The organism is Flavobacterium sp. KACC 22761 (genome assembly GCF_034058155.1).
Classification (GTDB): domain Bacteria; phylum Bacteroidota; class Bacteroidia; order Flavobacteriales; family Flavobacteriaceae; genus Flavobacterium.
Genome location: NZ_CP139148.1, coordinates 803,944 through 829,007 on the forward strand (window position 1 = coordinate 803,944; position 25,064 = coordinate 829,007).

At 34.3% G+C, this 25,064-nt stretch carries 26 protein-coding genes and 2 tRNA genes; 10 read left to right on the plus strand and 18 right to left on the minus strand.

All coding sequences use genetic code 11. The annotated features are described in order from the left end of the window. Positions 1-60: 60 nt before the first annotated feature. The 3 genes from SCB73_RS03465 to SCB73_RS03475 form a co-directional block, all read right to left on the minus strand. A complete protein-coding gene (locus tag SCB73_RS03465) occupies positions 61-732 on the minus strand; it encodes a copper homeostasis protein CutC (protein ID WP_320568763.1) in 672 nt (223 codons plus the stop codon). A 179-nt stretch (positions 733-911) separates the two neighbouring features. After that, positions 912-1,235: a GIY-YIG nuclease family protein gene (locus SCB73_RS03470; protein ID WP_320568764.1), complete on the minus strand. Its 324-nt coding sequence runs from the start codon at positions 1,233-1,235 to the stop codon at positions 912-914. A gap of 279 nt (positions 1,236-1,514) precedes the next feature. Next, positions 1,515-2,522, minus strand: coding sequence for a 3-oxoacyl-ACP synthase III family protein (locus SCB73_RS03475; RefSeq protein ID WP_320568765.1), 1,008 nt, complete (start codon positions 2,520-2,522; stop codon positions 1,515-1,517). Positions 2,523-2,782: 260 nt separating this feature from the next. Here SCB73_RS03475 and SCB73_RS03480 point away from each other — a divergent pair, with 260 nt between their 5' ends. Further along, positions 2,783-5,194: a S9 family peptidase gene (locus SCB73_RS03480; protein WP_320568766.1), complete on the plus strand. Its 2,412-nt coding sequence runs from the start codon at positions 2,783-2,785 to the stop codon at positions 5,192-5,194. Positions 5,195-5,256: 62 nt separating this feature from the next. Here SCB73_RS03480 and SCB73_RS03485 read toward each other — a convergent pair. The 4 genes from SCB73_RS03485 to SCB73_RS03500 all read right to left on the minus strand — a co-directional run bounded on the left by SCB73_RS03485 (position 5,257) and on the right by SCB73_RS03500 (position 8,947). Further along, positions 5,257-6,524 (minus strand): IS3 family transposase gene (locus tag SCB73_RS03485; protein WP_320566433.1). Its coding sequence is split into 2 segments (ribosomal slippage): positions 5,257-6,185 and positions 6,185-6,524, totalling 1,269 coding nucleotides; the frame shifts between segments, so codons are not numbered across the junction. Between the two features lie 140 nt (positions 6,525-6,664). After that, on the minus strand, positions 6,665-7,615 hold the full coding sequence (locus tag SCB73_RS03490; RefSeq protein WP_320568767.1) for an ABC transporter ATP-binding protein: 951 nt from the start codon (positions 7,613-7,615) through the stop codon (positions 6,665-6,667). A gap of 107 nt (positions 7,616-7,722) precedes the next feature. Continuing rightward, positions 7,723-8,418: a YiaD family glycine zipper/OmpA-like lipoprotein gene (locus SCB73_RS03495; protein WP_320568768.1), complete on the minus strand. Its 696-nt coding sequence runs from the start codon at positions 8,416-8,418 to the stop codon at positions 7,723-7,725. A gap of 19 nt (positions 8,419-8,437) precedes the next feature. After that, positions 8,438-8,947: a lipocalin family protein gene (locus SCB73_RS03500; protein WP_320568769.1), complete on the minus strand. Its 510-nt coding sequence runs from the start codon at positions 8,945-8,947 to the stop codon at positions 8,438-8,440. A 202-nt stretch (positions 8,948-9,149) separates the two neighbouring features. Here SCB73_RS03500 and htpG point away from each other — a divergent pair, with 202 nt between their 5' ends. The 3 genes from htpG (at position 9,150) to SCB73_RS03515 (ending at position 12,818) form a co-directional block, all read left to right on the plus strand. Continuing rightward, positions 9,150-11,033 carry a molecular chaperone HtpG gene (gene htpG / locus SCB73_RS03505; protein ID WP_320568770.1) on the plus strand — a complete coding sequence of 628 codons (1,884 nt, stop codon included), beginning with the start codon at positions 9,150-9,152 and terminating at the stop codon, positions 11,031-11,033. A gap of 124 nt (positions 11,034-11,157) precedes the next feature. Next, positions 11,158-11,964, plus strand: a complete 807-nt coding sequence (locus SCB73_RS03510) for a hypothetical protein (protein WP_320568771.1) — start codon at positions 11,158-11,160, stop codon at positions 11,962-11,964. Positions 11,965-12,095: 131 nt separating this feature from the next. Then, positions 12,096-12,818: a DUF4369 domain-containing protein gene (locus tag SCB73_RS03515; protein WP_320568772.1), complete on the plus strand. Its 723-nt coding sequence runs from the start codon at positions 12,096-12,098 to the stop codon at positions 12,816-12,818. 74 nt (positions 12,819-12,892) lie between these two features. Here the strand turns inward: SCB73_RS03515 and SCB73_RS03520 are convergent, their stop codons facing one another. From SCB73_RS03520 to idi, 8 genes are all read right to left on the minus strand, one after another. Further along, positions 12,893-13,348 (minus strand): hypothetical protein, encoded by a 456-nt coding sequence (locus SCB73_RS03520; protein WP_320568773.1) that lies wholly within the window; start codon positions 13,346-13,348, stop codon positions 12,893-12,895. Positions 13,349-13,556: 208 nt separating this feature from the next. Beyond that, positions 13,557-13,630, minus strand: a tRNA-Thr gene (locus SCB73_RS03525). 108 nt (positions 13,631-13,738) lie between these two features. Further along, positions 13,739-13,812: transfer RNA gene (locus SCB73_RS03530), tRNA-Thr, on the minus strand. 76 nt (positions 13,813-13,888) lie between these two features. Beyond that, positions 13,889-14,155 (minus strand): hypothetical protein, encoded by a 267-nt coding sequence (locus tag SCB73_RS03535; protein ID WP_012022371.1) that lies wholly within the window; start codon positions 14,153-14,155, stop codon positions 13,889-13,891. Positions 14,156-14,212: 57 nt separating this feature from the next. After that, positions 14,213-15,175, minus strand: coding sequence for a type I phosphomannose isomerase catalytic subunit (locus SCB73_RS03540; RefSeq protein WP_320568774.1), 963 nt, complete (start codon positions 15,173-15,175; stop codon positions 14,213-14,215). Between the two features lie 70 nt (positions 15,176-15,245). Further along, positions 15,246-15,704: a peroxiredoxin gene (locus SCB73_RS03545; protein WP_320568775.1), complete on the minus strand. Its 459-nt coding sequence runs from the start codon at positions 15,702-15,704 to the stop codon at positions 15,246-15,248. A gap of 3 nt (positions 15,705-15,707) precedes the next feature. Then, complete coding sequence (locus SCB73_RS03550) at positions 15,708-16,118, minus strand: 6-carboxytetrahydropterin synthase (protein ID WP_320568776.1); 411 nt, start codon at positions 16,116-16,118, stop codon at positions 15,708-15,710. A gap of 21 nt (positions 16,119-16,139) precedes the next feature. Continuing rightward, entirely contained in the window at positions 16,140-16,667 is a 528-nt protein-coding gene (gene idi / locus SCB73_RS03555) for an isopentenyl-diphosphate Delta-isomerase (RefSeq protein ID WP_320568777.1), read from the minus strand. A 293-nt stretch (positions 16,668-16,960) separates the two neighbouring features. On the opposite strand from idi, the gene msrB reads away from it, so the two are divergent. Together msrB and msrA are read left to right on the plus strand one after the other, a co-directional pair. Further along, positions 16,961-17,515, plus strand: coding sequence for a peptide-methionine (R)-S-oxide reductase MsrB (msrB, locus tag SCB73_RS03560; protein WP_320568778.1), 555 nt, complete (start codon positions 16,961-16,963; stop codon positions 17,513-17,515). 8 nt (positions 17,516-17,523) lie between these two features. Further along, positions 17,524-18,135: a peptide-methionine (S)-S-oxide reductase MsrA gene (gene msrA / locus SCB73_RS03565; protein ID WP_320568779.1), complete on the plus strand. Its 612-nt coding sequence runs from the start codon at positions 17,524-17,526 to the stop codon at positions 18,133-18,135. A 93-nt stretch (positions 18,136-18,228) separates the two neighbouring features. On the opposite strand, the gene SCB73_RS03570 is transcribed toward msrA, so the two are convergent. Then, positions 18,229-18,663: an META domain-containing protein gene (locus SCB73_RS03570; protein ID WP_320568780.1), complete on the minus strand. Its 435-nt coding sequence runs from the start codon at positions 18,661-18,663 to the stop codon at positions 18,229-18,231. A 249-nt stretch (positions 18,664-18,912) separates the two neighbouring features. Between SCB73_RS03570 and SCB73_RS03575 the strand changes: the two genes are divergently transcribed. From SCB73_RS03575 to SCB73_RS03585, 3 genes are all read left to right on the plus strand, one after another. Continuing rightward, complete coding sequence (locus SCB73_RS03575) at positions 18,913-20,316, plus strand: aminopeptidase P N-terminal domain-containing protein (RefSeq protein WP_320568781.1); 1,404 nt, start codon at positions 18,913-18,915, stop codon at positions 20,314-20,316. 536 nt (positions 20,317-20,852) lie between these two features. Then, positions 20,853-21,230: a cupin domain-containing protein gene (locus SCB73_RS03580; protein ID WP_320568782.1), complete on the plus strand. Its 378-nt coding sequence runs from the start codon at positions 20,853-20,855 to the stop codon at positions 21,228-21,230. Positions 21,231-21,368: 138 nt separating this feature from the next. Next, complete coding sequence (locus SCB73_RS03585) at positions 21,369-22,328, plus strand: quinone oxidoreductase family protein (RefSeq protein ID WP_320568783.1); 960 nt, start codon at positions 21,369-21,371, stop codon at positions 22,326-22,328. 94 nt (positions 22,329-22,422) lie between these two features. On the opposite strand, the gene SCB73_RS03590 is transcribed toward SCB73_RS03585, so the two are convergent. Beyond that, the gene (locus tag SCB73_RS03590; RefSeq protein WP_320568784.1) at positions 22,423-23,982 is read right to left on the minus strand and encodes an NAD(P)/FAD-dependent oxidoreductase; all 1,560 of its coding nucleotides are present in this window, start codon (positions 23,980-23,982) and stop codon (positions 22,423-22,425) included. Positions 23,983-24,308: 326 nt separating this feature from the next. Here SCB73_RS03590 and SCB73_RS03595 point away from each other — a divergent pair, with 326 nt between their 5' ends. Further along, complete coding sequence (locus SCB73_RS03595; RefSeq protein WP_320568785.1) at positions 24,309-24,548, plus strand: hypothetical protein; 240 nt, start codon at positions 24,309-24,311, stop codon at positions 24,546-24,548. A 91-nt stretch (positions 24,549-24,639) separates the two neighbouring features. Here SCB73_RS03595 and SCB73_RS03600 read toward each other — a convergent pair whose 3' ends face one another. Then, complete coding sequence (locus SCB73_RS03600) at positions 24,640-25,062, minus strand: hypothetical protein (protein WP_320568786.1); 423 nt, start codon at positions 25,060-25,062, stop codon at positions 24,640-24,642. Positions 25,063-25,064: the final 2 nt, after the last annotated feature.

Consider the following 25,064-nt stretch of genomic DNA (forward strand, 5'->3'; position numbering starts at 1 on the left):
TAGTTCTTGTAGAAAAGAAAAGCCTGGAGCATGCCAACTCCAGGCTTTTTTATTTTTAGGTTATAAAAAATTCTTCAATTCTTTAATTTCTTCCGGATTTGCAATTTCAGAATTATCTGTGATTGCAGATGAATGATAAAACGTTGGACTTAATTTATCCTGCAATAACTTAATATTTGAAGATCGTAAACCTCCTCCCGGCATGATTTCGATTCGGTCTTTGGCTAATTTTTGAATATGTTCTAAATCAAAAATTCCTTCTTCAACATTTTTTCCTGTTCCTGAAGTCAAAATAGTTTGAAAACCACATCCAATTACATCTTCAAGTCCTTTTTCAATAGAATCTACAACATCAAAAGCACGATGGAAAGTGCATGATAACGGATGCGCTAAATGAACCAATTCTTTATTTTGCTTTTTATTGACTTTTCCGTTTGGTTTCAAAATTCCGAAAACAAAACCATCAACTCCTAGTTTTTTATACTGCTTGATATCTTGTTTCATTTCTGTAAGTTCTTCATCAGAATAAACAAAATCACCGCCACGAGGCCTTATAATGACATGCATTTTTATTTTTACGCTTTCGCGGACTTTCACTACTAAAATCGAATTGGGCGTTGTACCTCCAAGTTTCATGTTTTCACAGAGTTCAATTCTGTCCGCACCGCTTTCCTGAGCAATCAATGCTGATTCATAATTGAAACACGCTATTTCTAGTTGATTTTTTTTCATTTTGATTTTATTAAAGGGCTCCATTTCGCTCAGCCTTACAAACTTCAAAACAATTATGTTCAATCTTTGTCACCCTGAGCGGAGTCGAAGGGCGCTCCTATTGGAACGTGGGCTTCGACTCCGCTCAGCCTGACAAGTCGCTTATATTCTACTGAGCAAAATCGACTGCTAATTTACTACTAAACATCCTTTTTATTAAAATTTTCATGAGTTGTTTTATTCAAACATTGAGAAAGTTTTTTCAAATCTTCCCATTTATCAATTATTATTGCCTCTTTCTTTTTTCTGCTCCAGCCTTTTACTTGCTTTTCAAATGCGATGGCTTGCGTTACATCATTGAACTCTGTGCAAAATACCAACTCTAAAGGCCTTTTATTAAATGTATAGCTTTCTTTGTTTAAACCATAATTATGTTCATTTAATCTTCTATTTATATCATTCGTCATTCCTGTATAATAACTTCCATCAGAACATTTCAAAATGTATACATAATATATTTTCATAATTTCTATTTTCAAAAAAATAAAAGTAAGAAAATTAATTCAAATAAATAATAAAAGTGGGTAATTGGGACGAGGGCTTCGACTCCGCTCAGCCTGACAAACCACAAAACAATATGCCCTACCTTTATCTCCCTGAGCGGAGTCGAAGGGCGCTCCTATTGGCACGTGGGCTTCGACTCCGCTCAGCCTGACAATACAACCTAACTTATCAACGAGATATAAAAAAACCTGCTCCAAAAATGAAGCAGGTTTCAAAAAATATAATGTAAGATGATTATTTTACCATTTAATAATAGCACTCGCCCAAGTGAATCCACTTCCAAAAGCAGCTAAAACGACAGTGTCGCCCGATTTTATTTTTCCTTGTTCCCAAGCTTCTGTCAAAGCGATTGGAATAGAAGCGGCAGTTGTATTACCGTATTTCTGAATATTATTGTGAGCTTGATCGTCAGACAATTTGAATTTATTTTGAATGAATTGCGAAATTCTCAAATTCGCCTGATGCGGAATCAGCATATCAATATCTGAAACTTGCAAACCGTTTGCCTCCAAGCCTTCGTTGATTACTTCGGCAAAACGAACAACTGCGTTTTTAAACACAAATTGTCCATTCATATAAGGATAATAACTTTCGTCATTTGGGTCATTATCTGCAATAATATCGGTTACCCAACGCGCGCCCATTCCTGGTGCTTGCAATGCCAATTCTTCAGCATGTTGTCCTTCTGAATGCAAGTGTGTTGACAAAATTCCTTTAGTCAAATCTTCTTCACGGCTTAAAACCGCTGCTCCTGCACCATCTCCAAAAATCACCGAAACACCACGCCCGCGTGTTGTCATGTCTAATCCTGTAGAGTGAACTTCAGAACCAATAACCAAAATATTTTTATACATTCCGGTTTTAATATATTGATCAGCAACAGAAATTGCATAAACAAAACCTGAACATTGGTTTCTAACATCTAAAGCTCCAACCGTTCTCAATCCCAAATCTCTCTGAACCAAAACTCCAGGTCCTGGAAAATAGTAATCTGGACTTAATGTAGCAAAAACTACAAAATCAATATCTTCTTTGGCTACGCCAGAACGTTCTATTGCAATTTTAGCTGCTTTTACTCCCATTGAAGTTGTAGTGTCTTCTCCACGAATGATATGTCTGCGCTCCTGAATTCCAGTTCTTTCCTGAATCCATTCGTCGTTAGTATCCATAATCTTAGACAAATCATCGTTGGTTACAACATTTGAAGGAACATAATATCCTAAGCCTGCTATTTTTGAATGATACATATTCTTATTGTTTGTTAAAAATTGGAATGCAAATTTACGTATAGTTTAAAACATAAGCATCCAAATTACTATTTTTTTCGTTATTGGCAATTTAATATACTTTAATTCTAAAGTTCTATAAAACTTTTTCTTTTAAGAAAAATCAGTGTTTCATCAAAAATGATGAAAACTATTGAAAATATGCTTTAAAATGTAACAAGATTAAAGTACTTTAGTCAAACATTACGAATACCATTTTTTAAACCCCTAAAATTCAAATTATGAAATTAAAGGTTACACTACTCTTATTTCTGAACATAGGTTTTGTTGCTTTTGCCCAAGAAAACTTAACGTACCAAAAACCATCAAAATCTATTTTAGATTTAGCCGATTATGAGCGTGCTCCTACTGTATCAATGGATACTAAAAAAGAGTATATGCTATTAATGTACAGAAGCACTTATAAAACATTAGACGACTTAAATCAAGAAGAACTTCGTTTGGGAGGCTTGAGAATAAACCCAATTACTAACATTTCAAGTACAGCAACCTATTTAAACAACTTAAAAGTTCGCAAAATAAATAGCACTGCCGAAGTACAAGTAACAGGCTTGCCGGCAAATCCTAAAATCAGCAACATTCTTTGGTCACCAAATGACAAAAAAATATTGTTTTCCCACACTACAGCAACAGGAGTTGAACTTTGGGTTCTAGATGTTGCAACTGCCAGCGCTACAAAACTTACTGATGCTACTGTAAATGCCAATCTTGGAAATCCGTTTAACTGGTTTTTAGACAATGAAACCATTTTGGTTAAAATGCTTCCTAAAAACAGACCGGCATTATTAGACGCTAAAAAAGATTTGCCAACTGGACCAATTATTTCAAATACTTCTGGAGAAAAATCTCAAAACAGAACGTATCCTGATATGTTGAAAAACAAAAACGACGAAGTTAATTTCGAAAATATAGTAACTTCTGAATTGTATAAAGTAAACCTAAAAGGAGATGCTGTTTTGTTTAAAGATGCTGCAATGTATTCTGGAGAGCGAATTTCACCAGATGGAAACTACATCATGCTGACAACAATTCAAAAACCATTTTCATATGTAGTTCCGCTTTACAGATTTCCATCTAAAACCATTGTTTATGATGCAAGAGGAAAAGAAATCAAAACAGTAAATGAAGTTCCGTTAAGCGAAATAATGCCTAAAGGTTTTATGGCTGTTCGAAAAGGAAAACGCGAAATGGCTTGGCGAAACGACAAACCTGCTACGTTATCCTATGTTACAGCATTAGACGAAGGAGATCCTGCAAACAAAGTTGAATTTAGAGATGAAATTTTCCTATGGGAAGCGCCATTCACAAACAATCCAACTTCATTAGCAAAAACACCACAACGTTTTAGTGATGTTATTTGGGGAAATGACAATGTCGCTGTGATCTCTGACGAATGGTATGACACCAGAAATACAAAAACGTATTTGATCAATCCTTCAAATCCAAGCGAACAACCAAAATTAATTACTGATAGAAATGCGCAAGATGTCTATTCTGATCCAGGTGCTTTTGAAACAAAGAAAAACGAATACAACAAATATGTTTTAGCGATTGAAAACGACAATGCTTTCCGTATCGGAGACGGATTTACAAAAGCGGGGCAGTTTCCTTTTATAGATGAATTCAATTTGAAAACATTAAAATCTAAACGCCTTTACACTTCTTCATACAAAGACAAAAAAGAAGACTTATTGGAAATAGAAGATTTTAAATCAGGTAAAGTTTTAGTTCAGATTCAATCTAAAAGCGAATATCCGAATTATTATTTCAGAAACATTAAAAAACAAAACAGTCTGACTCCAATTACGGCATTTAAAAATCCTTTCGAAAGTATTAAAGACGTAAGCAAAGAAGTGATCAAATACAAACGTAAAGACGGCGTTGAGCTTTCTGGAACTTTATATTTGCCTGCTGGTTACGACAAAGTCAAAAAAGAGAAGTTGCCATTACTAATCTGGGCATATCCTGCAGAATACAAAGACAAAAACAGTGCTGGACAAGTGACTCAAAATTCAAATGAATTTACAGTTCCTTATTATGGATCATTTGTATATTGGGTAACAAAAGGATATGCTGTTTTAGATGATGCCGCTTTCCCAATTATTGGAGAAGGTACAACGGAGCCAAATGACAATTTCATTTCGCAATTAGTTGACAATGCCGAAGCAGCAATTAATGCAGTTGATGCTTTGGGCTATATTAACCGCAAAAAAGTAGCTGTTGGCGGACACTCTTATGGCGCTTTTATGACCGCTAACTTATTGACACATTCTAATCTTTTTGCCTGCGGAATTGCCAGAAGTGGCGCTTACAACAGAACATTGACTCCTTTTGGATTTCAAACTGAACAAAGAAATTATTGGGAAGTTCCGGAAGTTTACAATACAATGTCGCCTTTTATGAATGCCGACAAAATGAAAACTCCAATTTTATTGGTTCACGGTGAAGCCGATAATAATCCTGGAACTTTTACTTTACAAACAGAACGTTATTTCCAAGCTTTAAAAGGATTAGGAGCTAATGCTAGAATGGTGATTTTACCAAAAGAAGCACACAGTTATGTTGCTAAAGAAAACATTTTACACTTGCTTTGGGAACAAGATCAGTTTCTAGAAAAGTATTTGAAAAATTAAATTCATAATTTGATTCTGAGTTGTCCTGAAAAAGGTTGACTCGATTAGTAATATAAAATTAATTAAATCGGAACAGAATTATTTTTGTTCCGATTTGTTTTTTTCCATCTTTTGAGTTTGATTTGATTTTGTAAATGTGCTTGATTTGGAGTCAGCATATTTATTGATAAATGCACTCTTATTTGATTATAAAATAAAATAGATTCTAGAGCTTGCTTTTTCAGATTTTCAAAATCTTCAAAGATTTCAGATAATCCAAATTCTTCTTTTAAAATACCATTTACTCTTTCTGCAACTGCATTTTCATATGGATCATAGTTTTGTGTCATACTTATCAGAATCTTGCTTTGAGATAAATATTCCGTGTACTCTTTGCTGCAATATTGAAGACCTCTATCTGAATGATGTATGAGATTTCTGCTGTATTTCCTATTACCGACAGCCATCTTTAAAGCTTCTAATGTAGAAGAAGCCATTAAATTATCCGATAAATTATAACCTACAATTTTCTTCGAGTATGCATCTGTTATCAAATGCAGGTAATATGTTTGTTCTTTAGTTCTTAGATAAGTAATATCAGCAACCCAAACCTGCTCAGGCTCATTGAGCTTGATTTCTTTTATTAAATTTGGATATTTACGCATCCAATGTCTTGAATTTGTTGTCTTGTAATATCTTCTAGCTTTAGGGACTAATAAATATTCATCACGTAAAAAATCAAACAATTTATCTCTGCCAATCTTTATTTGATGTCTTTTTAAATCATCTTTCAGCATATAATGCAGTTTTCTGCCACCGGTTTTTGGCAGCTTTTGACGAACCGACATTACCAAAGATTTGAGATGTACTTTGTCGGGAATTGACTTTAATAGATGTGATTTTCGTTTGTAATAAGCTTGTTTACTGTATCCAAACAATCGACATATTTCACAAGGACTAACCCTGTATATACGATTTATTTCTTGGACTGCTTGGAACCAGACTTTTTTACAATCTCGATTTTTAGCTCGCGTTCGGCTATTTCAATAAACTTTTTAAAGACCAATAATTCTTGCTCTTTCTTAGCTAATTGAGCTTCGAGTTCTTTGATGCGTTGAGATTGAGGATCTTTCATAGGTCGTCCCAGTGTTAGTTTTTCCAGATATGTAAATTTACCATATTTTCTTAACCAACTGTCGATACAGCTATGACTTCTGATTTGGTAACGACGGCGAAGATCTGCCTTGCAAAATAATCCCAGTTCAAATTCTTTTACAACCTGTTTTTTGAATGCCTCACTGTAAGTGCAATCAGGCACAATTCTTTTAAATACTTCTCTTGTTAGTGACATAATTAAGTTAATTATAGTCAACTTTTTTCAGGACGAGACATTCCAAAATTAAACCCGACAGGTTTTTGAAACCTGTCGGGTTTATTATTTTTTTCAGAATTTTCTAATTTCCTAATTATCTAATTGGCACATTTTCTAATTTACAAATAATTTAAGCCAAGAAAAATTTCCTGTTCGAGAGGCAAATCAATTTCGCTTTCAAAAAAGATCAATTGTCTTTTGTAAACGGTTTCGATCAAATAATGATTTCCTCTAAAATAAGTCCTTCTGATTTTTACCGGAAGCTTTGATTCGGAAACCATTTTAAACTGATGCGGATACACTAATGTTTTGTGGCTTTCATCTTCATAATCCAACAATAAATGTGTTGCAACCTCGTTCACTTCACCAAATAATGAAGCCACATATTTAGTTTGAGGATCTTCATAAATTTTTGTTGGATCTCCTTTAGTAATCAATTCGCCATTTCGCATTACAATTGCCTCATCTGCAAATGATAAAGCATCTGTACTGTCGTGAGTTGCAATGATACACGTAATGCCTTTTTGTTTTAGATATCGAAACAAATTTCGGCGTAAAGCATTTTTTCTAAAAGCATCAATTTGGCTGAAAGGTTCATCCAGCAAAATTACCTCTGGCTCAAGCGCTAAAACTCTCACGAGCGCAACCCTTTGCTGCTGGCCTCCACTTAAAAACTTCGTTTTTACATTCGCAAAATTTTCCATTTCGACCATTTCCAATAGTTCCTGAACACGTAATTTTTTCATATTAGCAAATCCATTCGACAAGAATTTACCAACATTCTCTGCAACCGTTTCATAAGGAGACAAATCAAAATCCTGAGCCAGATATTTCATATACGGCATTCCGGGAATCAAATTGAACTTTGGCCCCAAAACTGGTTTTTCATCATAAAAGATTTTGCCTTCATCTAAATCATACAAACCATAAATAAGTTTAAGCAATGTGCTTTTACCACAGCCACTCTCGCCAATAATGGCAATATTTTCACCTTTATTTACAGTAAAAGAAACGTTATTGATAACGGGTTTGTCGGTGTACGAAAAAGAAATATTTTGAATGTCGAGCATGAGTTGAATTTGAGAGTTCAAATTTACAATGTTTAATTTCTAAAGTCAAAAAAAAAGCTGCTTCAATTATTGAAACAGCTTTTAAGATTTTTTATTGTCTTTTGAAACTATTTTCCAGCTTCAGCTTTAGCATCATTTACCATTTTGTCATTTGCAGTAATAGCAAACTCTACACGACGATTTTGGCTTCTTCCTTCTGGCGTATCATTTGTTGCAATTGGATCAGCAATTCCTAAACCTGAAGTTTTGAAACGGCTAGATTTTAATCCTTTTGAAACTAAATAAGCTTGAACAGAAGCTGCTCTTTGTCCTGATAAAGTCAAATTATAATCTGGTTTTCCTGTATTATCAGTATATCCGAAAATTTCAATATTAGTATCTCCGTATTCATTAAAAACAGGAACTAATTTATCCAAATTTGCTTTTGCAGTAGCTGTCAAAGTCGATTTATTTGTATCAAAACGAACCGCATTTTCGTTCAAAGTCAAGTGAATTCCTTCACCAACTCTTTCAACATCTGCACCTGGAAGCGCTTGGTCTATTTCACGTGCTTGTTTGTCCATTTTATTTCCAATAAGAGCTCCAGTTCCACCCCCTACAGCGGCTCCAATTGCAGCTCCTAAGGCAGCATTACCTCCATGCCCCAAATTATTTCCTAAAATACCACCAATAACACCACCTGCAACTGCACCAATTCCAGCTCCTTTTTGTGTGTTGTTTGCATTTTGTACAGATTCACAGCTAGTAAAAAAACTAGCTACAACCATTAAACAGCTTATACCTAAAACAGTTATCTTTTTCATTTTCTATATCTTTAAAATATTAATTAGCTCTTTGAAATTGGTACACCACATCTTTAGTCTGTCCCCCAACATTAATGTTGTCGACTAGCTGAAAAGAATTATCAGTCACTCCGGCAACTTTAAGTAAATAACCGTCTCTTACTTTCTTAGCTTTTTCACCTGCATTTAGAATTTTAAGAATAAACATACCCTGATTATTGATACTCCAAACAATTGGCGAATTAAATGCTGTACAGCTTGGAGAATTCAAAGCCATTGTTCCTTTGTTGTTATTAGAAATAAAGCTCCAAGTACTGCCTACAAAACATTTTGAATCGGCAAGGTCAAATGAGTTTACTTTAATATAATCAGAACCTGGATAAGATACATTAGTTAATACCCAATTTCCCTTAAGTGCTACTTGAGTCGATTTGTCAAGTTTAGTTGAAAGTGTTGGCGATTGTGCTTCAGTTGAAGCAGTTGTAGACGAAGCCGATTTACACGCAAAAAACATCGTGGCGATCATGCAAATGAAAATTATTTTCTTCATTTTGTACATTATTTAAGTTAATACTTACACGTTTAACAATTATTATACCACAAATATACGATTCGTTAAGATAAATTCTCTTCCAAAATCTATTTATTTTCTTTCAAAATTAACACTTCCGACATTTTGTCACCCAAAAAACAATTGGTATTCTATTTGAATAAATGAAAATCATCACATTAAACTCAAAAATTAAAAAAATATGACAACAGGTAAAATTAATGTTTCAGTAGAAAACATCTTTCCCTTAATCAAAAAGTTCTTATACAGCGATCACGAAATCTTTTTGCGTGAGCTGGTTTCAAACGGAACTGACGCTACTTTAAAATTAAAACACCTTATCAGCATTGGCGAAGCTAAAGTTGAATACGGAAATCCGATTATCGAGATCAAAATCGATAAAGAGGGCAAAAAAATCCATATTATCGACCAAGGTTTAGGTATGACGGCTGACGAAGTAGAAAAGTACATCAACCAAGTTGCTTTTTCGGGAGCTGAAGAATTTTTGGACAAATACAAGGATTCTGCTAAAGATTCTGGAATTATCGGGCACTTTGGTCTTGGTTTCTATTCGGCATTTATGGTTGCGGAAAAAGTTGAGATCATTACAAAATCATACAAAGATGAGCCTGCAGCACACTGGACATGTGACGGAAGCCCTGAATTTACTTTAGAGCCTGCTGACAAAACTTCACGCGGAACAGAAATTATTCTTCATATTGCTGAAGATTCTTTAGAATTCTTAGACGATTCTAAAATCAGTGGCTTGTTGAGCAAATACAATAAGTTCATGCCTATTCCGATTAAATTTGGAACAAGAACTGAAACGCTTCCAAAACCAGAAGATGCTCCAGAGGATTACGTGAATGAAACTGTTGAAATCGACAACATCATCAACAATCCAAATCCGGCTTGGACAAAACAACCATCTGAATTATCTGATGAAGACTACAAAAACTTCTACAGAGAATTGTATCCAATGCAATTTGAAGAGCCACTATTCAACATTCATTTAAATGTAGATTATCCGTTCAACTTGACTGGTATTTTGTATTTCCCAAAATTGGGTACCGATATGCAAATCCAAAAAGACAAAATTCAGTTGTACCAAAACCAAGTTTACGTTACAGATAACGTAGAAGGAATTGTTCCTGAATTCTTGACGATGTTAAAAGGTGTAATTGACTCTCCAGACATTCCATTGAACGTTTCTCGTTCTGGTTTACAAGCTGATGGAGCGGTTAAGAAAATTTCAAACTACATTACTCGTAAAGTTGCCGATAAATTAAAATCATTATTCAACGAAAACCGTGCTGATTTTGAAGCAAAATGGAACGATATTAAAATTGTTTTAGAATACGGAATGCTTTCTGAAGAGAAGTTCTACGAAAAAGCCGGAGCATTTGTTTTATATCCAACTGTAGATGATACTTATTTCACTTTAGAAGAATTAAAAGAAAAACTAAAAGAAAACCAAACTGATAAAGATGGCAAATTAGTTGTTCTTTATGCAGGAAACAAAGATGCGCAACACTCATACATTGAGGCAGCAAAAGAAAAAGGTTATGAAGTATTACTTTTAGATTCTCCTATTATTTCGCATTTGATTCAAAAAATTGAAAACGATAATAGCGGCTTGACTTTTGTTCGTGTTGATTCTGATCACATCGACAACTTAATCAAAAAAGAAGAAAATGCAATTTCGAAATTATCTGATGACGAAAAAGCAGCTTTAAAAACTTCTTTAGAAGCTTATATTCCAAAAGCATACAGCGTTCAGCTAGAAGCTATGGATTCGCAAGCAGCTCCATTCATTATTACGCAACCAGAATTTATGCGAAGAATGAAAGAAATGAGCCAAACTGGCGGTGGCGGAATGTTCGGAATGGGAAATATGCCAGAAATGTACAATTTGGTTGTAAATACAAATTCTGATTTGGCTTCAAGCATTTTGAATACTGAAGATAAAACACATCAAGAGCACTTGGTAAAACAAGCTTTGGATCTAGCTAAATTATCACAAAATCTTTTAAAAGGCGAAGCCTTGACTGCTTTTGTAAAAAGAAGTTTCGAGATGATCAAATAAGATTTATATCTTTAAAAAAAAACTCAAAAATCCTGTAAGTTCTGCTTACAGGATTTTTTTATTGTAATTCATTTTTTTTGTTACATTTGAAGACCTTTAAAATCTAATCTTAAACAAAACTACTATGAAAAAAATTGCCATTTTAGTCACAACTGTTTGTGCAACAGCACTAACTTACATTTCATGTTCTGGCGGTGACGACATCGCTAATCAAACAGACACTACAGCTGTTGGCGCTTCAATTTCTATCGACGCTGCAAACGAAATGGATGTCAACACAGGATTATCTGTAACTAACAGTTCAGGAACATCAAAACCTGCAGCGGCCGTTTGCGCAACAATTACGGTTTCTGGCACAACTTATCCTAAAGTGTACACCGTAGATTATGGAACTACTGGCTGTATCGACAATCAGCTTACAAGAAAAGGAAAACTAAAACTTACACTTACCGGACCAGTAACTACTACAGGAAGCAAATTGACAATTGAAAGAATCGATTATTCAATCAACGGAATTAAGCTTGAAGGAACAATTGAATACACAAATACTACAACAGTTCCTACTGTACCACAATTTACCAGAAAAGTTACCAATGGAAAATTTACCGATTTATTAGGTAGAGTGTACACAAATTCTGGAACCTATACTGTAAAACAAACTGCAGGTGTGGATACTCCATTTGTCCTTGAAGACAACGTTTACGAAATGACTGAAGGAACTCACACAGTAACAACAGAAAAAGGTGCAACATTGACCTTGACAGTACAAGAATCTTTGGTTAAAAAATATTCTTGTCAATATATTTCAAAAGGAAAATTAAAAATCGAAGGCGGATTCCTAAAAGGCGTTATCGACTACGGAAACAATGACTGCGACAGCAAATTCACGTATACGCACGAAAGCGGCGTGAGCTACAATTTGCAAATGTAAAAGTCTCATTTTTATAAAAATACAGCAATCCCAATTTAGAAATAGATTGGGATTTATTTTTCACTAAAATTTTAATCACATCTGCTACATTCAAACTATTTTCTTTATTTTGCACCAAAATCTAAAAACTAATGAAAAAATCGATTATTGCCTTTGTTGCAATTGCCCTACTCGCATCATGCAGCAAAAAAGAAACACCTACTGACCACCTACACCTTACAGGAAACATTAAAGGATTAAAAGAAGGAACTTTATATATTCAAAGAATTGTTGACACATCACTTGTGGCAATCGACAGTGTCAAAATTGACGGAAGCTCGGCTTTTGAAAGAGATATCAAATTAGAATCTCCAGAAATGCTTTATTTGTTTTTAGACAGAGGAGTTAGCAACTCAATGGATAATAATATTTTATTTTTCGCAGAACCTGGAAACATCAATATCGACACCAATTTAGACAACTTTATTTATAGTGCCAAAATTACAGGGTCAAAAAACCAAGAATTATACGAAGAGTATAAAAAAATAAACAACCGTTTTAATGACGAAACCCTAGCATTGGTTGAGCCAAGATTTAAGGCGATGAAAAGAAATGATCAAAAAGCTTTAGACAGCATTAACGCAAAAGACGATTCAAATACTAAAAGAAAATACTTATTTGCTACAAACTTTGCTCTTAACAACAAAGACCACGAAATTGCGCCTTATATCGCTTTAGCGGAGATTTACGACATCAACATCAAATTTTTAGATACCATTCAAAAGTCGATGACACCAAAAGTAGCTCAATCGCTTTACGGAAAGAAGCTGACCAAATATATTGCTGACATCAAAAAGCAGGAACAGAAACAATAAAACAAAAAAAAACGTCCTTTCGGACGTTTTTTTTATGCTATTATTTTTTTTTAGATAAATCTTATTTCTAGAAGTTATCTTCCTAATATGCCTCCAAGCATTGCAAGCACAAATATAAGCGCGTAAAGCGACAATATAGTCACCATCAAAATGCCTATGAATTTATAATGCGATTTTAAATATCCTAAAGAAGATGTCAATGCCTCAGAATCGTTTTCTCTAAAAGCTCTTTTCGCGTTAGAACCGAATCTGAACAAATAATATACTGGGAAGAAATAAAGAGCCGCAAATGCCAAATAAATAAAGCTCATAAATGCTCCCACAGAACCTGCAAAAAGACCCGCTCCCATTGTATTACCTAATGATGCAAAAATCGCTCCCGCGAAAATCGCAAAAACAACAAAAAGCCCAACTCCAATAAATCCAAGAATTGACAAAAAGTAAGCCCACTTTGCGGTTTCTTTTAAAAAATCTTTTGCAGATTGATCGAGCTGCATCTCGAAATTTTCAAACACTGAAGTTTCTTCCATTATTAGTATGTTTTTTGGTTAAAAAACAAACATAAGAAATTTATTGTTTAAAAAAACCAAAAAAATACATTCTGAAATTAAATAAATATCAAGATTTAAATTCCAAAGAAAACAAATTCCAAATTCCAACCTGAAACTTGAAACTTGAAAAATCAAACCTTTCAGTTTTGAGCAAAAAAAAACCACCACATTTCTGTGATGGTTTTTGAGCCGATAGAGGGACTCGAACCCACGACCTGCTGATTACAAATCAGCTGCTCTAGCCAGCTGAGCTACATCGGCCTATTTTGCGAGTGCAAAGATATAAATGTTTTTTAATATTCCAAAAAAAATTTCGCACCACTCTCTATAATTAAAAAAACCACCACATTTCTGTGATGGTTTCCGTTGAGCCGATAGAGGGACTCGAACCCACGACCTGCTGATTACAAATCAGCTGCTCTAGCCAGCTGAGCTACATCGGCCTCATTACGGGTGCAAATATAAAGCGGTTTTTCAATTTCCCAAAATAAATTTGCACTTTTTTACACTTTTTTTTGCTTAAAGTGCGTTGATTTTTTCAATCAATTGATTAGCAGTTTGTTCTAATTCAACATTGATTTGTTTGAAATGTGCTTTTTTATTTTCAACGTTCTTAGCGTTCACTTTTGTAATCAAAGTATCAAATGCAGCGATAGCTTCATCGATTAAAGCATTCGTTTCTGGAGTAGGATTTCCTGTTGTAGACATCTCAAACAAGTAAACTGCCTCAATAATATCTCCTAATACGAAATTGATGTCTTTCTTTAAATTTTTAACGTTTGCCATTTTTATTATAATTTTAATTTGCGTCTGCAAAAATACACATATTCTTTATATTAAGCGCTATGAAATGTAAATTTCTAAAATTGAAGCTTTTCCGCTCAAAGTAAATGAATTTATCGCAGCTGGAACCAACACCGTATCTCCTTTTATATAGGCATGTTTAAAACCGTCATATTCGATTTCAAAACTTCCTTCCACACACATATACACTGTAAATGTTTCTCCAGATTTAGAAACTTCTATTTTATCTTCTAGAGGAATCAAATTAGTTGTGAAATAAGGGCAATCGACAACTGTATTCGAAACGTTTTCTTTTGTTTCGTATTTCTTTTGAGTATCAACTTTATTATAGTTAATTGCATCAAGTGCTAAATCTACGTGCAGTTCTCTTTTATTTCCTTGCGCATCTACACGATCAAAATCGTATAATCTATAAGTAATATCAGAAGTTTGTTGAATTTCGGCAACAACTAATCCAGCTCCAATTGCGTGAACTGTTCCTGTTTCTAAAAAGAAAACATCTCCAGCTTTTGCTTTTACTCCATCTAAAATCGAAACCAATGTATTATCATGCAAATGTTTTAAATATTCCTCTTTGCTTGAGTTTTCTTTAAATCCCACAATGATTCTTGCATCAGCATCAGCCTGCATAACGTACCACATTTCAGTTTTTCCGAAAGAATTATGACGCTCTTTTGCCAATTTATCATTTGGATGAACCTGAATTGAAAGATCTTCGCGAGCATCAAGATATTTAAAAAGCAACGGAAATTGTTTTCCAAAACGCTCGTAAACTCTGATTCCAAGAATTTCATTTGGAGTTTCATCAATCAATTCCATTAATGATTTTCCTTTCAAAGCACCATTTGAAACTACGCTAACATCGCCTTCTACTGTTGAAAGCTCCCAGCTTTCGCCAGTAATTTTAGAAGTAATTGGTTTATTCAATAAAGTCTTAAGTTTTTCTCCTCCCCAGATTCTTTCTTTTAAAATAGGCTCAAATTGTAATGGATAAAATTGCATGTTTCTTATTTGTTTTGTTTTAGCTAATATCTTTATTATTTAAATATCGAAATAATACTATTTTCTTAAATTATAATACTAATTCTTTAATCGTTTCTAATGCTTTCGGAATGTGTTTTGCTGCATTCATACTATCAAAAATCAAGATTACGACACCATTGCGATCTACGATATAAGTCACTCTTCCTGGCAAAAGTCCAAAAAGATTATTTCGCACTCCGAACAATTGTCTCAATCTTTTATCTTGATCTGACAGCAAAATAAAAGGCAACTTGTGTTTATTGGCAAATTTGTGATGTGATTTGACACTATCACTGCTGATACCAATAACTTCGGCGCCTAAATCTTTAAAATCTTCATATTGATCGCGAAAACTACACGCTTCGGTCGTACAACCAGGCGTATTATCTTTCGGATAAAAATAAATTACGAGTGGCTTTCTCCCTAAAACGCTTTTGCTTTCAAAAAGTTCCCCATGACTATCTTTTGCAGTAAAATTCGGAACTATATCTCCTATTTTTAATGACATTTATTATTCTCCTTTATAAGTTACAAAATTGCGGTCTGTTTCATAAAGCACGATTTCAAGATCAAAATCGGGCTGAATTCTTTTTTTAATTTTATTCCATATCACAACAGCAATATTTTCGGCTGTTGGATTCAAATCCTGAAATTCTGGAACATCCAGATTTAGGTTTTTGTGATCAAACGGAATCTCAACTTCTTCGCGTATGATATCCGCTAATACTTTCACATCTAAAACAAAACCAGTTTCCGGGTCAATTTTTCCTGTAACACTAACTGTCAAACCATAATTGTGACCATGAAAATTGGGATTATTACATTTTCCAAAAACAGCATTGTTTTTTTCATCTGTCCAATCTTTTCTGTATAATCGATGTGCAGCATTAAAATGTGCTTTTCTTGATATGGTTACTCTCATCTAGGTTTTTGGTTGCTTTGGTTATAATTTATGGTCCTCTAGATAATGATCAAATTCATCAAAAATTATCTTAAACCATACGGTATAAATTTCGGGCTGTTTTTCAATATCAGCTTTTACATCTTCAATGCTCATCCATTTCCAAGCTTCGACCTCATCTGGATTTATGTTTGGCTCGTCATCATAATAACCAATCATAACGTGGTCGAGTTCATGCTCGGTTAAACCGTTATCAAAGGGCGCTTTATAAATAAAATGAAAAAGCTCTTTCAATTCGGCTTTAAATCCCATTTCTTCAAACAATCTTCGGCTTCCTGCTTCAATATTGTTTTCACCTTCTCTTTGATGACTGCAACAAGTGTTTGTCCAAAGCAAAGGCGAATGATATTTATGATGCGCACGCTGTTGCAGCATGATTTCGTTTTTACTATTTAAAATAAAAACCGAAAAGGCACGGTGCAAAAGCGCTTTTTCATGTGCTTCTAATTTTGGCATTAAGCCAATTTGTTCATCGTTTTGATTAACTAATATTACGTTTTCTTCTGTCATAAGGCTTCTTAAGCAAACAAAAATACGAAAAAAGAAATGGCTTAAAAATGCTAATTACGCTACTCAAAATCTAAGCTCAAGACCAAATTTATATTTTACTGATTTACAATATTATAACCAACGTTAAAAATTAAAAGCTGTTAAAATTAAGACATAAAAACTACATTGCCCTATTTTACGTAACTAATAAAAAGTTAAAACACACTTAAAAAAATCTCAATACTCACTCCAACTGTAATTTGAAGCTAAATCTCGACGTATCTTTGAAATACAGATTAAAGCACCAAGAACTCATGAAATCTAAAAATCTAATTTTAAGTCTTTGTTTTTTATTGCCACTTTTCATTCTACAAGCCTGCGGTCAAAACACAAAAAAGCAACCCGCTAAAACAATTGCTATGGAAAACAAAATCAGCAAACCAGGAATTCCATATTATTCGAATACCGATACAACCAAATTAAACGTCAGCAACGCCGAATGGAAAAAAGTTCTCCCAGAAGATGTTTATGCCGTCATGCGAGAAGCAGACACCGAAAGACCTTTTACAGGAAAATATTGGAATACTGATGAAAAGGGAACCTATTATTGTGCTTCTTGTGGCAATAAACTTTTTAGATCGACCGCTAAATTTTCGAGCAGTTGCGGCTGGCCAAGTTTCTTTGAACAAGAAAACAAAACCAGCATAATTTTCAAAAATGACAATTCATACGGAATGGAACGCATCGAAGCGCTTTGCGGAAGATGTGGCGGGCATTTAGGCCATTTATTTGACGACGGTCCTGAACCAACTGGAAAACGTTATTGCATGAACTCAATCGCTTTAGATTTTATTCCCGATTCTAAATAATTTATTCTATGAAAAATATACTCTTAATTTGCCTGTTTGCTTTATCGCTAAACGGGTTTTCTCAAAACAAAAAACCTTCAAATCTTGAAACCATTACACTCGGTGGCGGATGCTACTGGTGCGTTGAAGCAGTTTATGAAAATTTAGACGGAGTAAAATCTGTGGTTTCTGGATTTTCTGGAGGAAATGTCCCAAATCCTACTTATGAAGAAGTTTGCACTGGAGAAACCGGTCATGCCGAAGTAGTTCAAATTACTTACGACAAAAACGTAACGGATATCAATGAAATCTTCAAAGTCTTTTTCACCGTTCACGATCCCACAACTTTAAATCGTCAAGGTGCAGATGTTGGAACGCAATACCGCTCAGTGATTTTTTATAAAAACGAAGAACAAAAAAAGGCTGCGCAAAGCATTATTGCCGAACTTAATAAAGCAAAAGTGTATAATAATCCGATTGTGACCAAATTGGAACCTTTCAAAGTTTTTTACAAAGCCGAGGATTATCATCAAAACTATTATGCCAACAATAAAAGTCAGCCGTATTGCAAAATGGTCATTCAGCCAAAAATCGAAAAATTCGAAAAAGTCTTTAAAGACAAACTGAAAAAGAAATCCTAAATAAAAGGGGAAATGAATCGATTCATTTCCCCTTTTTTATAAATCTGAACTTTCACAAAGTTTGAAACTTTTACAAATGTGAATAAGCTTACATTATTGTTTCGCTACTTTTTTAAATCGCATTTTTGCTACATCGCCTTCATTCAAAATCAATTTTCCATCTTTATCAATAGAATAGCTTGTAATTTTTTTCATTTGTTGCAAAAATTGCTGTTCTCCTCCTCCATCGCAAAACATCATTGTGGTTGGCCCAGGTTCTCCAAAAGTCAAAGAATTCCCTTTTAAAGTATAAGGTGCGCTGTATCCGTTGCATCCATTATTCCCAAATACTTTTGTTTCTTTTTGATCAAAAGTAATTTGTGGTTTTTTGTTTGGATACAAACCTTCGAAAGCAATTCTTGGTCCAGAAATATACTCTAATTCCCAAGTTGTATCATAAATGTTCGCTATGCTTTTATCTTTTGAAGCCATACAAGAGTTAAGTAATAAAGTTAAAACCGAAACGACAGCAAGTGTATATTTTTTCATAAAATGCATTTTTAAAGATTAATAAAATTTGTTTTTTTAAGATTAAAATTCTGTTATAAACATTCCATTCTCAAGATTCATGCCTTTCTGAGCTTAAATTTCACTACAAATTGAAATTTTCCAATCTCTAAGTTACGTCATTTTATTCAAAACAATCTCAATCAAATACTTAAATTACAATTTGCTAATCTATTTTTTTCGTAATTTGCAATGATAAAAACTAAGAAACCTCAACAAAAAATCAAAAAAATGAAGCAATTAGTAGCATTCTTTGCATTCTTAATTACAATCAACCAAATACAATCACAGGAAAATCTTCCTACGGATTATCTTTCAAAAGAATTTCACAAAGGGCGTCGTGAAGCTTTCAGAGCTTTGATGCCTGCCAATTCTGTTGCAGTAATTTTTTCATATCCTGAAAGAGTTTTTTCAAAAGACGTCAATTACAATTATCATGCAAACCCAGATATGTATTATTTATCAGGCTACAAAGAAGCTGATGGCGTTTTATTGATTTTTAAAGAACCGCAAGGAGATGAAAAATACAACGAAATCCTTTTTGTGAGAGAAAGAAATGCGAATCGCGAAATGTGGACAGGAAGGCGTTTGGGCGTTGAAGGCGCCAAATCAAAACTTGGTTTCTCAACCGCTTACAACGGAAAAGATTTTAATGCTTTTCAAATTGATTTTCAAAAGTTCGACAAAATAATTTATGATAAGATTCCGACAGATCTAGCCAACGACAAAAGCGGATTCGATCTTTTTGGCTTAATTCAGATTTTCAAATCCAAAGCTTCAATTACTCAAGAAAATGAATCTTCTACAGATTTATTTAACAACATCACCAATTCGCTTCGCGAAATAAAAACTCCCGAAGAACTTGATTTGATGCGTAAAACCGTAAAACTTTCCTGCATTGCGCATAATGAAGTTATGAAAGCAGTTGGCCCAGATATGAGCGAAAATGAAGCCGATGGAATTCACTCGTACATTCACAGACATTACGGTGCCGAAGACGAAGGTTATCCGCCAATTGTGGGAGCTGGCGCAAACGGATGCATTTTGCATTATGGTGAAAACAACGCGACAAAAATTGACAATCAATTACTATTGATGGATGTCGGTTCTGAATATCACGGTTATTCTGCAGATGTTACTAGAACGATTCCGGCAAACGGAAAATTCACCGAAGAACAAAAAGCCATTTACCAAATTGTTTATGAAGCGCAAGAAGAAGTTTTTAAACTTTGTAAAGAAGGAACTCCAATTCAGGATTTGAACAAAAGATCCAGAGAAGTAGTTGCTGCAGGACTCATTAAATTAGGAATTATTACAGACCCAAAAGATGCCCGAATTTATTATCCGCACGGATGTTCACATTTTCTTGGATTAGATGTTCATGACAAAGGAAATTACATGGGAACTTTAAAAGAAAACATGATTCTTACTGTTGAACCCGGAATTTACATTCCAGCAAACAGCAAATGCGATAAAAAATGGTGGAACATTGGCGTTCGTATCGAAGATGACATTTTAATGTTAAAAGATTCATACGAAAATCTTTCTGCAGAAGCTCCAAGAAAATGGCAAGATATCGAGGCTATGGCCAAACAAAAAAGCACTTTTAATGAAATGAAATTGCCTAAAATATAAAACCGAAAAGTTTTTAAAAGCAACCTAAAAACAAAGCCATTTGTAAATAAAAAGTATTTACTAATGGCTTTGTTGTTGTATAATTTCACGAATATTCGGATTAAAACAAATACAAATAACTAAAAACAAATACATTACAGGCAAGAGTAAGACTAATAATTTGATTTTAAAACATTCCACATCTCTTTTTTTTGTAAATTAGTAGTCCCAAAATAGACACTATTTATCGCACTTCAATTTCCCAAACCAGTGAAGATAAGCCGAAAAAAAAATGACGGATTCAAACAAGCGACATGGAGATCTGCATTACCGAAATCCGAAGATCCCACATCTGCAAAATGAAATCCAATTTTTCTAGCTGAATATCCTAACCGTAATTTTTCGAATCAGGAAAAATCTGCCTCTTCGCATTAATTAAAAAAAATGCACTGCAAGAGAACTTTGTCTTTTTCACAAAATGCAACCGTGACAAAGTTTTCAAAAAGAACACGTAATAAACAATTCTAGGAAAATTTAACCAATAAAAAAGAAATGAAATGAAAACAATTAAAAAGAATTTAATGCCTCTGTTCCTACTATTACTTTTGATATTAAGTGCAAATATCTATGCACAAGATCCCTTAAAAGTAGCGCCTAATGCATATAAAAAGGTACTTCTTGAGAATGAAAGAGTAAGAATATTGCAAGTTGAGATTAATCCTGGAGAAACAATTCCATGGCATCATCATCCTGATCACACCATCTATGCATTGGCTGATGGAAAAATTGAAATAACCGATAAAGGCAAAGCTCCCATTGTTATGGATATTAAAGCCGGAGATGCCATGTATATACCAGCTGTTACACATATGGCAAAAAATTTAGGAGATACAACTGTTAATTTGATTGTAACAGAAATAAAAACTAAAAAATAAACCATGACCGATATCCCAACCTTTTTAATTTAACTCAAAGTAACAACCTGAATTCAAGTTGTTACTTTTTTTTTAAAGATTATTTTTAAAATGGAGCCAATATATTTTCCGTTCTTTGTAAACTTAAAAAAACTAAAAATGAAAGCACTTACTTTCTCCACTTTTGGGGATTCAAATGTTTTAGAATATATCGAAATTCCAAATCCTCAATTAAAATCTGATGAAATTTTAGTCGAAATGAAAGCCATCGGATTAAACTTTGCCGATGTTTACAGACGAAAAGGAAATTATCATTTAAAAGGAAATCCTCCTTTTATTGCCGGTTATGAAGGTGCCGGAATCGTTGTTGACGCAAACAATCACCCCAAATATAAAGTGGGTGACCGAGTGGCTTTCGCCGATGTTCCCTTCGCAAATGCAGAATTGGTTGCAGTTAATATAAATCATGTCTTGCCTTTGCCTGAAGCAATTTCTTTCGAAACTGCCGCTTCGGTTTTATTGCAAGGTTTAACGGCACATTATTTAGCAACCGACAGCCATAAAACTCAAAAAGGAGAAACGGTATTAATTCACGCTGTTGCCGGCGGAGTTGGACAAATTCTGACTCAAATCAGCAAACTTTTAGGCGCGAATGTTATTGGCTTGACCTCTTCTTCAGAAAAAGCGAAAGTTGGTTTTGAACAAGGCGCAGATCATGTTTTTCTTTACAATGAAAATTGGAAATCACAGGTTTTCGAAATTGCCCCAAAAGGTGTTGACGTGGTTTACGACAGTATCGGAAGTACTTTAGCAGAAAGTTTCGAAGTCACAAAAGAATGTGGGCAAGTGGTTTTCTTCGGAATGGCCGGAGGAGATCCTGCGCCTGTAGATCCAAGAATGTTAATGGACGGTTCAAAAACTTTAACCGGAGGCGATTTATGGAGTTACTTAAATTCTAAAGAAGAACGCATCAAACGCGCAACACAATTATTCAATTGGATTATCGAGGGAAAAATCAAACTTTCTGAGCCAACTTCTTTCAAATTATCAGAAGGAAAACTGGCACACGATTATCTGGAAAGCAGAAAAAGTACCGGGAAAATTATTTTGATTCCGTAATTTTTTCGCCACAAATTACACAAATTTTCACTAATTTTTTCTCTAAGACTAAAATTTGATTCGTGTAAATTCGTGTAATTCGTGGCTATTATTTTTATCTCAAAGCCTCCGCAATCATTAAAGCACATTTTTCGCCATCAATTGCCGCAGAAATAATTCCGCCAGCATAACCTGCTCCTTCTCCGCATGGATACAATCCTTTTATCTGCAAATGTTCTAAAGTCAAAGGATCTCTCGGAATTCTTACCGGCGATGAAGTTCGGCTTTCTGGCGCATGCAAAATCGCTTCATTGGTTAAATAACCTCGCATTGATTTCCCAAATTCCTGAAATCCTTGACGCATAATCTGCGTCAAAAACCCTGGAAAAACTTGACCCAATTCAACCGAAGTGGTTCCTGGAACGTATGATGTTTTTGGAATATCTGCCGAAACTTTGCTTTGCGTAAAATCGATCATTCGCTGCGCTGGAGCTTTTTGAGTTTGTCCGGCCAAATGCCATGCTTTTTGCTCGATGCTTTTTTGAAATTCCATTCCCGCTAAAGCACCAAATTTGGCAAAAGGTTTAAAATCTTCTAATTTTAACTCGACAACAATTCCTGAGTTTGCAGTACTCTGATCGCGTTTTGATGGTGACCAACCGTTTGTAACCACTTCCCCCGGACTTGTTGCGCAAGGCGCAATTACACCACCCGGACACATACAGAATGAGTACATTCCGCGTCCGTTAACTTGTTTCACGATTGAATATGGCGCTGGTGGCAAATGTTCTCCACGGAAATCACAACTGTATTGAATGCTATCAATTAATTCTTGCGCATGTTCTGCACGAACACCCAAAGCAAAAGGTTTTGCTTCTATTAAAATTTTCTTTTTATCTAATAATTCAAAAATATCACGCGCCGAATGTCCTGTTGCCAAGATTAATTTATTGGCATGAATTTTATCTCCGTTTTGAGTTACAACTCCTTCAACTTCGTTATTTTTTACGAGAATATCACTAACTCGGGTTTCAAACAAAACCTGACCGCCAAATTCCCTGATTTTATTGCGGATATCTTCAATAATTTTAGGCAATTTATTGGTTCCAATATGTGGATGCGCTTCAACCAAAATATCTTCGGAAGCACCAAAACCTACCAAAAGCTCTAAAATTCGGGTTACATCACCGCGTTTTTTAGAACGTGTATATAATTTTCCGTCAGAATACGTTCCAGCTCCACCTTCACCAAAACAATAATTTGAATCTTCGTTAACGATATGTTCTCTGTTTATTGCTTTTAAATCGCGTCGGCGCCCGCGTACGTCTTTTCCGCGCTCGAGAACAATTGGCTTTAAGCCTAATTCAATTAATTGCAAAGCGGCAAAAAGTCCAGCCGGACCAGCACCAACTACAATTACTTCTTGTGCATTTGAAACATCTTTATATATAGGAAGTTCAATTTTAGTTTCCTGAAAAGGCTCTCCTTTTAAATAAATTAGAACTTTCAAATTGATTTTAATCGCTTTCTGGCGCGCATCAATTGAGCGTTTTAAAATGGAAATATGCTGAATTTCGTTTGGAGAAACTTTTATTTGTTTGGACAAATAATCTTTAAGCAACACGTCGTTTGCAGCAGTTTCTGGAGTTACCTGAAGTAAAAGTTCTCTTGGCATTGTATCTTATGTATTAGCTTTTCTTTCTATGAAAAGAAGATGCAAAAATACAATTTTGTAATGAGATTTTATCTTTAATGAAAAATTTGCACACAGATTAAAACAGATCAAAGCAGATTTTATGATTAATGCATCTTTCACAAAACCTATATTATTTCTTTTTGGCCACAGATTATTATGAATAAAAAGATTTCTTTTCAGAACGATTAGACGCACTGCAGTGCGCCTCTACAGAAAAACTTAGAACCTTAGCATCTGAGAATCTTAGAACCTTAAAAAAGACTTTGTACCTTTGTCACTTTGAACCTTTGCACCTTTTAAAAAAAATGTCTAGAAAAATAAAACTGATTTGGGATTTCCGCGGTCCGGCTTCTGCAAAAACAGCAGAACATCACGAAATTCATTTAAAAGAATATATCGCTATTGAAAAACTCCCTTTAAATATTACAGGATTTAAAGTTATCGATGATATGTACGCCATAGCTTTTATGGTCGTAACCGATGAAAATATGATTCAGGTAAGAGATGCTCTGAAACCGCATCGTGGAGAACTATTTGAAGAATAAATTTCAATGCTTTAAATTCCAATAAAAAAATCCAAATTCCAACTGCATAATAGCTTTGGAATTTGGATTTTTTATGAGAGTCTTTATCTGTTTATTTCAGATCAAGTTTATAATCGCTAAATGTATAGGTATCATTATTTTTCCCTAATAATTTGACACTTTTAAATTGAACTTCTTCTTCATTTTTGACTTCGTATTTGTAAACATCAATGTCTTTGCTACTTTCCGAAGCTTCATAAAACTTGCCGTCTTCAGTCCACCACTTTCCTTTTTCTGTAAAAGTTTCTATTTCGCAGTTTTCTTTTGCAGTAAACATTATCATATAGGTACCGTCAGCAAATCTTTGTTGTATCCAGTGTTTTTCGACACCATCAATTTGTGCATCTTTCTCAAAGCCTTTCCAAATACCGACTAATTTAGAATCCTGTTCTTTTTTATCGATCGAAAAACTATAAATTAAAACTGAAAATAGCGCCAAAACCACTATTTTAACTAACGGAGAGATTTTTTTCATAA

What these genes read in the sequence shown, in the direction of transcription:
- SCB73_RS03465 (WP_320568763.1), bottom strand. Translation starts at nt 732, where the DNA reads ATGAAAAAAAATCAACTAGAAATAGCGTGTTTCAATTATGAATCAGCA.
- SCB73_RS03470 (WP_320568764.1), bottom strand. Translation starts at nt 1,235, where the DNA reads ATGAAAATATATTATGTATACATTTTGAAATGTTCTGATGGAAGTTAT.
- SCB73_RS03475 (WP_320568765.1), bottom strand. Translation starts at nt 2,522, where the DNA reads ATGTATCATTCAAAAATAGCAGGCTTAGGATATTATGTTCCTTCAAAT.
- SCB73_RS03480 (WP_320568766.1), top strand. Translation starts at nt 2,783, where the DNA reads ATGAAATTAAAGGTTACACTACTCTTATTTCTGAACATAGGTTTTGTT.
- SCB73_RS03490 (WP_320568767.1), bottom strand. Translation starts at nt 7,615, where the DNA reads ATGCTCGACATTCAAAATATTTCTTTTTCGTACACCGACAAACCCGTT.
- SCB73_RS03495 (WP_320568768.1), bottom strand. Translation starts at nt 8,418, where the DNA reads ATGAAAAAGATAACTGTTTTAGGTATAAGCTGTTTAATGGTTGTAGCT.
- SCB73_RS03500 (WP_320568769.1), bottom strand. Translation starts at nt 8,947, where the DNA reads ATGAAGAAAATAATTTTCATTTGCATGATCGCCACGATGTTTTTTGCG.
- htpG (WP_320568770.1), top strand. Translation starts at nt 9,150, where the DNA reads ATGACAACAGGTAAAATTAATGTTTCAGTAGAAAACATCTTTCCCTTA.
- SCB73_RS03510 (WP_320568771.1), top strand. Translation starts at nt 11,158, where the DNA reads ATGAAAAAAATTGCCATTTTAGTCACAACTGTTTGTGCAACAGCACTA.
- SCB73_RS03515 (WP_320568772.1), top strand. Translation starts at nt 12,096, where the DNA reads ATGAAAAAATCGATTATTGCCTTTGTTGCAATTGCCCTACTCGCATCA.
- SCB73_RS03520 (WP_320568773.1), bottom strand. Translation starts at nt 13,348, where the DNA reads ATGGAAGAAACTTCAGTGTTTGAAAATTTCGAGATGCAGCTCGATCAA.
- SCB73_RS03535 (WP_012022371.1), bottom strand. Translation starts at nt 14,155, where the DNA reads ATGGCAAACGTTAAAAATTTAAAGAAAGACATCAATTTCGTATTAGGA.
- SCB73_RS03540 (WP_320568774.1), bottom strand. Translation starts at nt 15,175, where the DNA reads ATGCAATTTTATCCATTACAATTTGAGCCTATTTTAAAAGAAAGAATC.
- SCB73_RS03545 (WP_320568775.1), bottom strand. Translation starts at nt 15,704, where the DNA reads ATGTCATTAAAAATAGGAGATATAGTTCCGAATTTTACTGCAAAAGAT.
- SCB73_RS03550 (WP_320568776.1), bottom strand. Translation starts at nt 16,118, where the DNA reads ATGAGAGTAACCATATCAAGAAAAGCACATTTTAATGCTGCACATCGA.
- idi (WP_320568777.1), bottom strand. Translation starts at nt 16,667, where the DNA reads ATGACAGAAGAAAACGTAATATTAGTTAATCAAAACGATGAACAAATT.
- msrB (WP_320568778.1), top strand. Translation starts at nt 16,961, where the DNA reads ATGAAATCTAAAAATCTAATTTTAAGTCTTTGTTTTTTATTGCCACTT.
- msrA (WP_320568779.1), top strand. Translation starts at nt 17,524, where the DNA reads ATGAAAAATATACTCTTAATTTGCCTGTTTGCTTTATCGCTAAACGGG.
- SCB73_RS03570 (WP_320568780.1), bottom strand. Translation starts at nt 18,663, where the DNA reads ATGAAAAAATATACACTTGCTGTCGTTTCGGTTTTAACTTTATTACTT.
- SCB73_RS03575 (WP_320568781.1), top strand. Translation starts at nt 18,913, where the DNA reads ATGAAGCAATTAGTAGCATTCTTTGCATTCTTAATTACAATCAACCAA.
- SCB73_RS03580 (WP_320568782.1), top strand. Translation starts at nt 20,853, where the DNA reads ATGAAAACAATTAAAAAGAATTTAATGCCTCTGTTCCTACTATTACTT.
- SCB73_RS03585 (WP_320568783.1), top strand. Translation starts at nt 21,369, where the DNA reads ATGAAAGCACTTACTTTCTCCACTTTTGGGGATTCAAATGTTTTAGAA.
- SCB73_RS03590 (WP_320568784.1), bottom strand. Translation starts at nt 23,982, where the DNA reads ATGCCAAGAGAACTTTTACTTCAGGTAACTCCAGAAACTGCTGCAAAC.
- SCB73_RS03595 (WP_320568785.1), top strand. Translation starts at nt 24,309, where the DNA reads ATGTCTAGAAAAATAAAACTGATTTGGGATTTCCGCGGTCCGGCTTCT.
- SCB73_RS03600 (WP_320568786.1), bottom strand. Translation starts at nt 25,062, where the DNA reads ATGAAAAAAATCTCTCCGTTAGTTAAAATAGTGGTTTTGGCGCTATTT.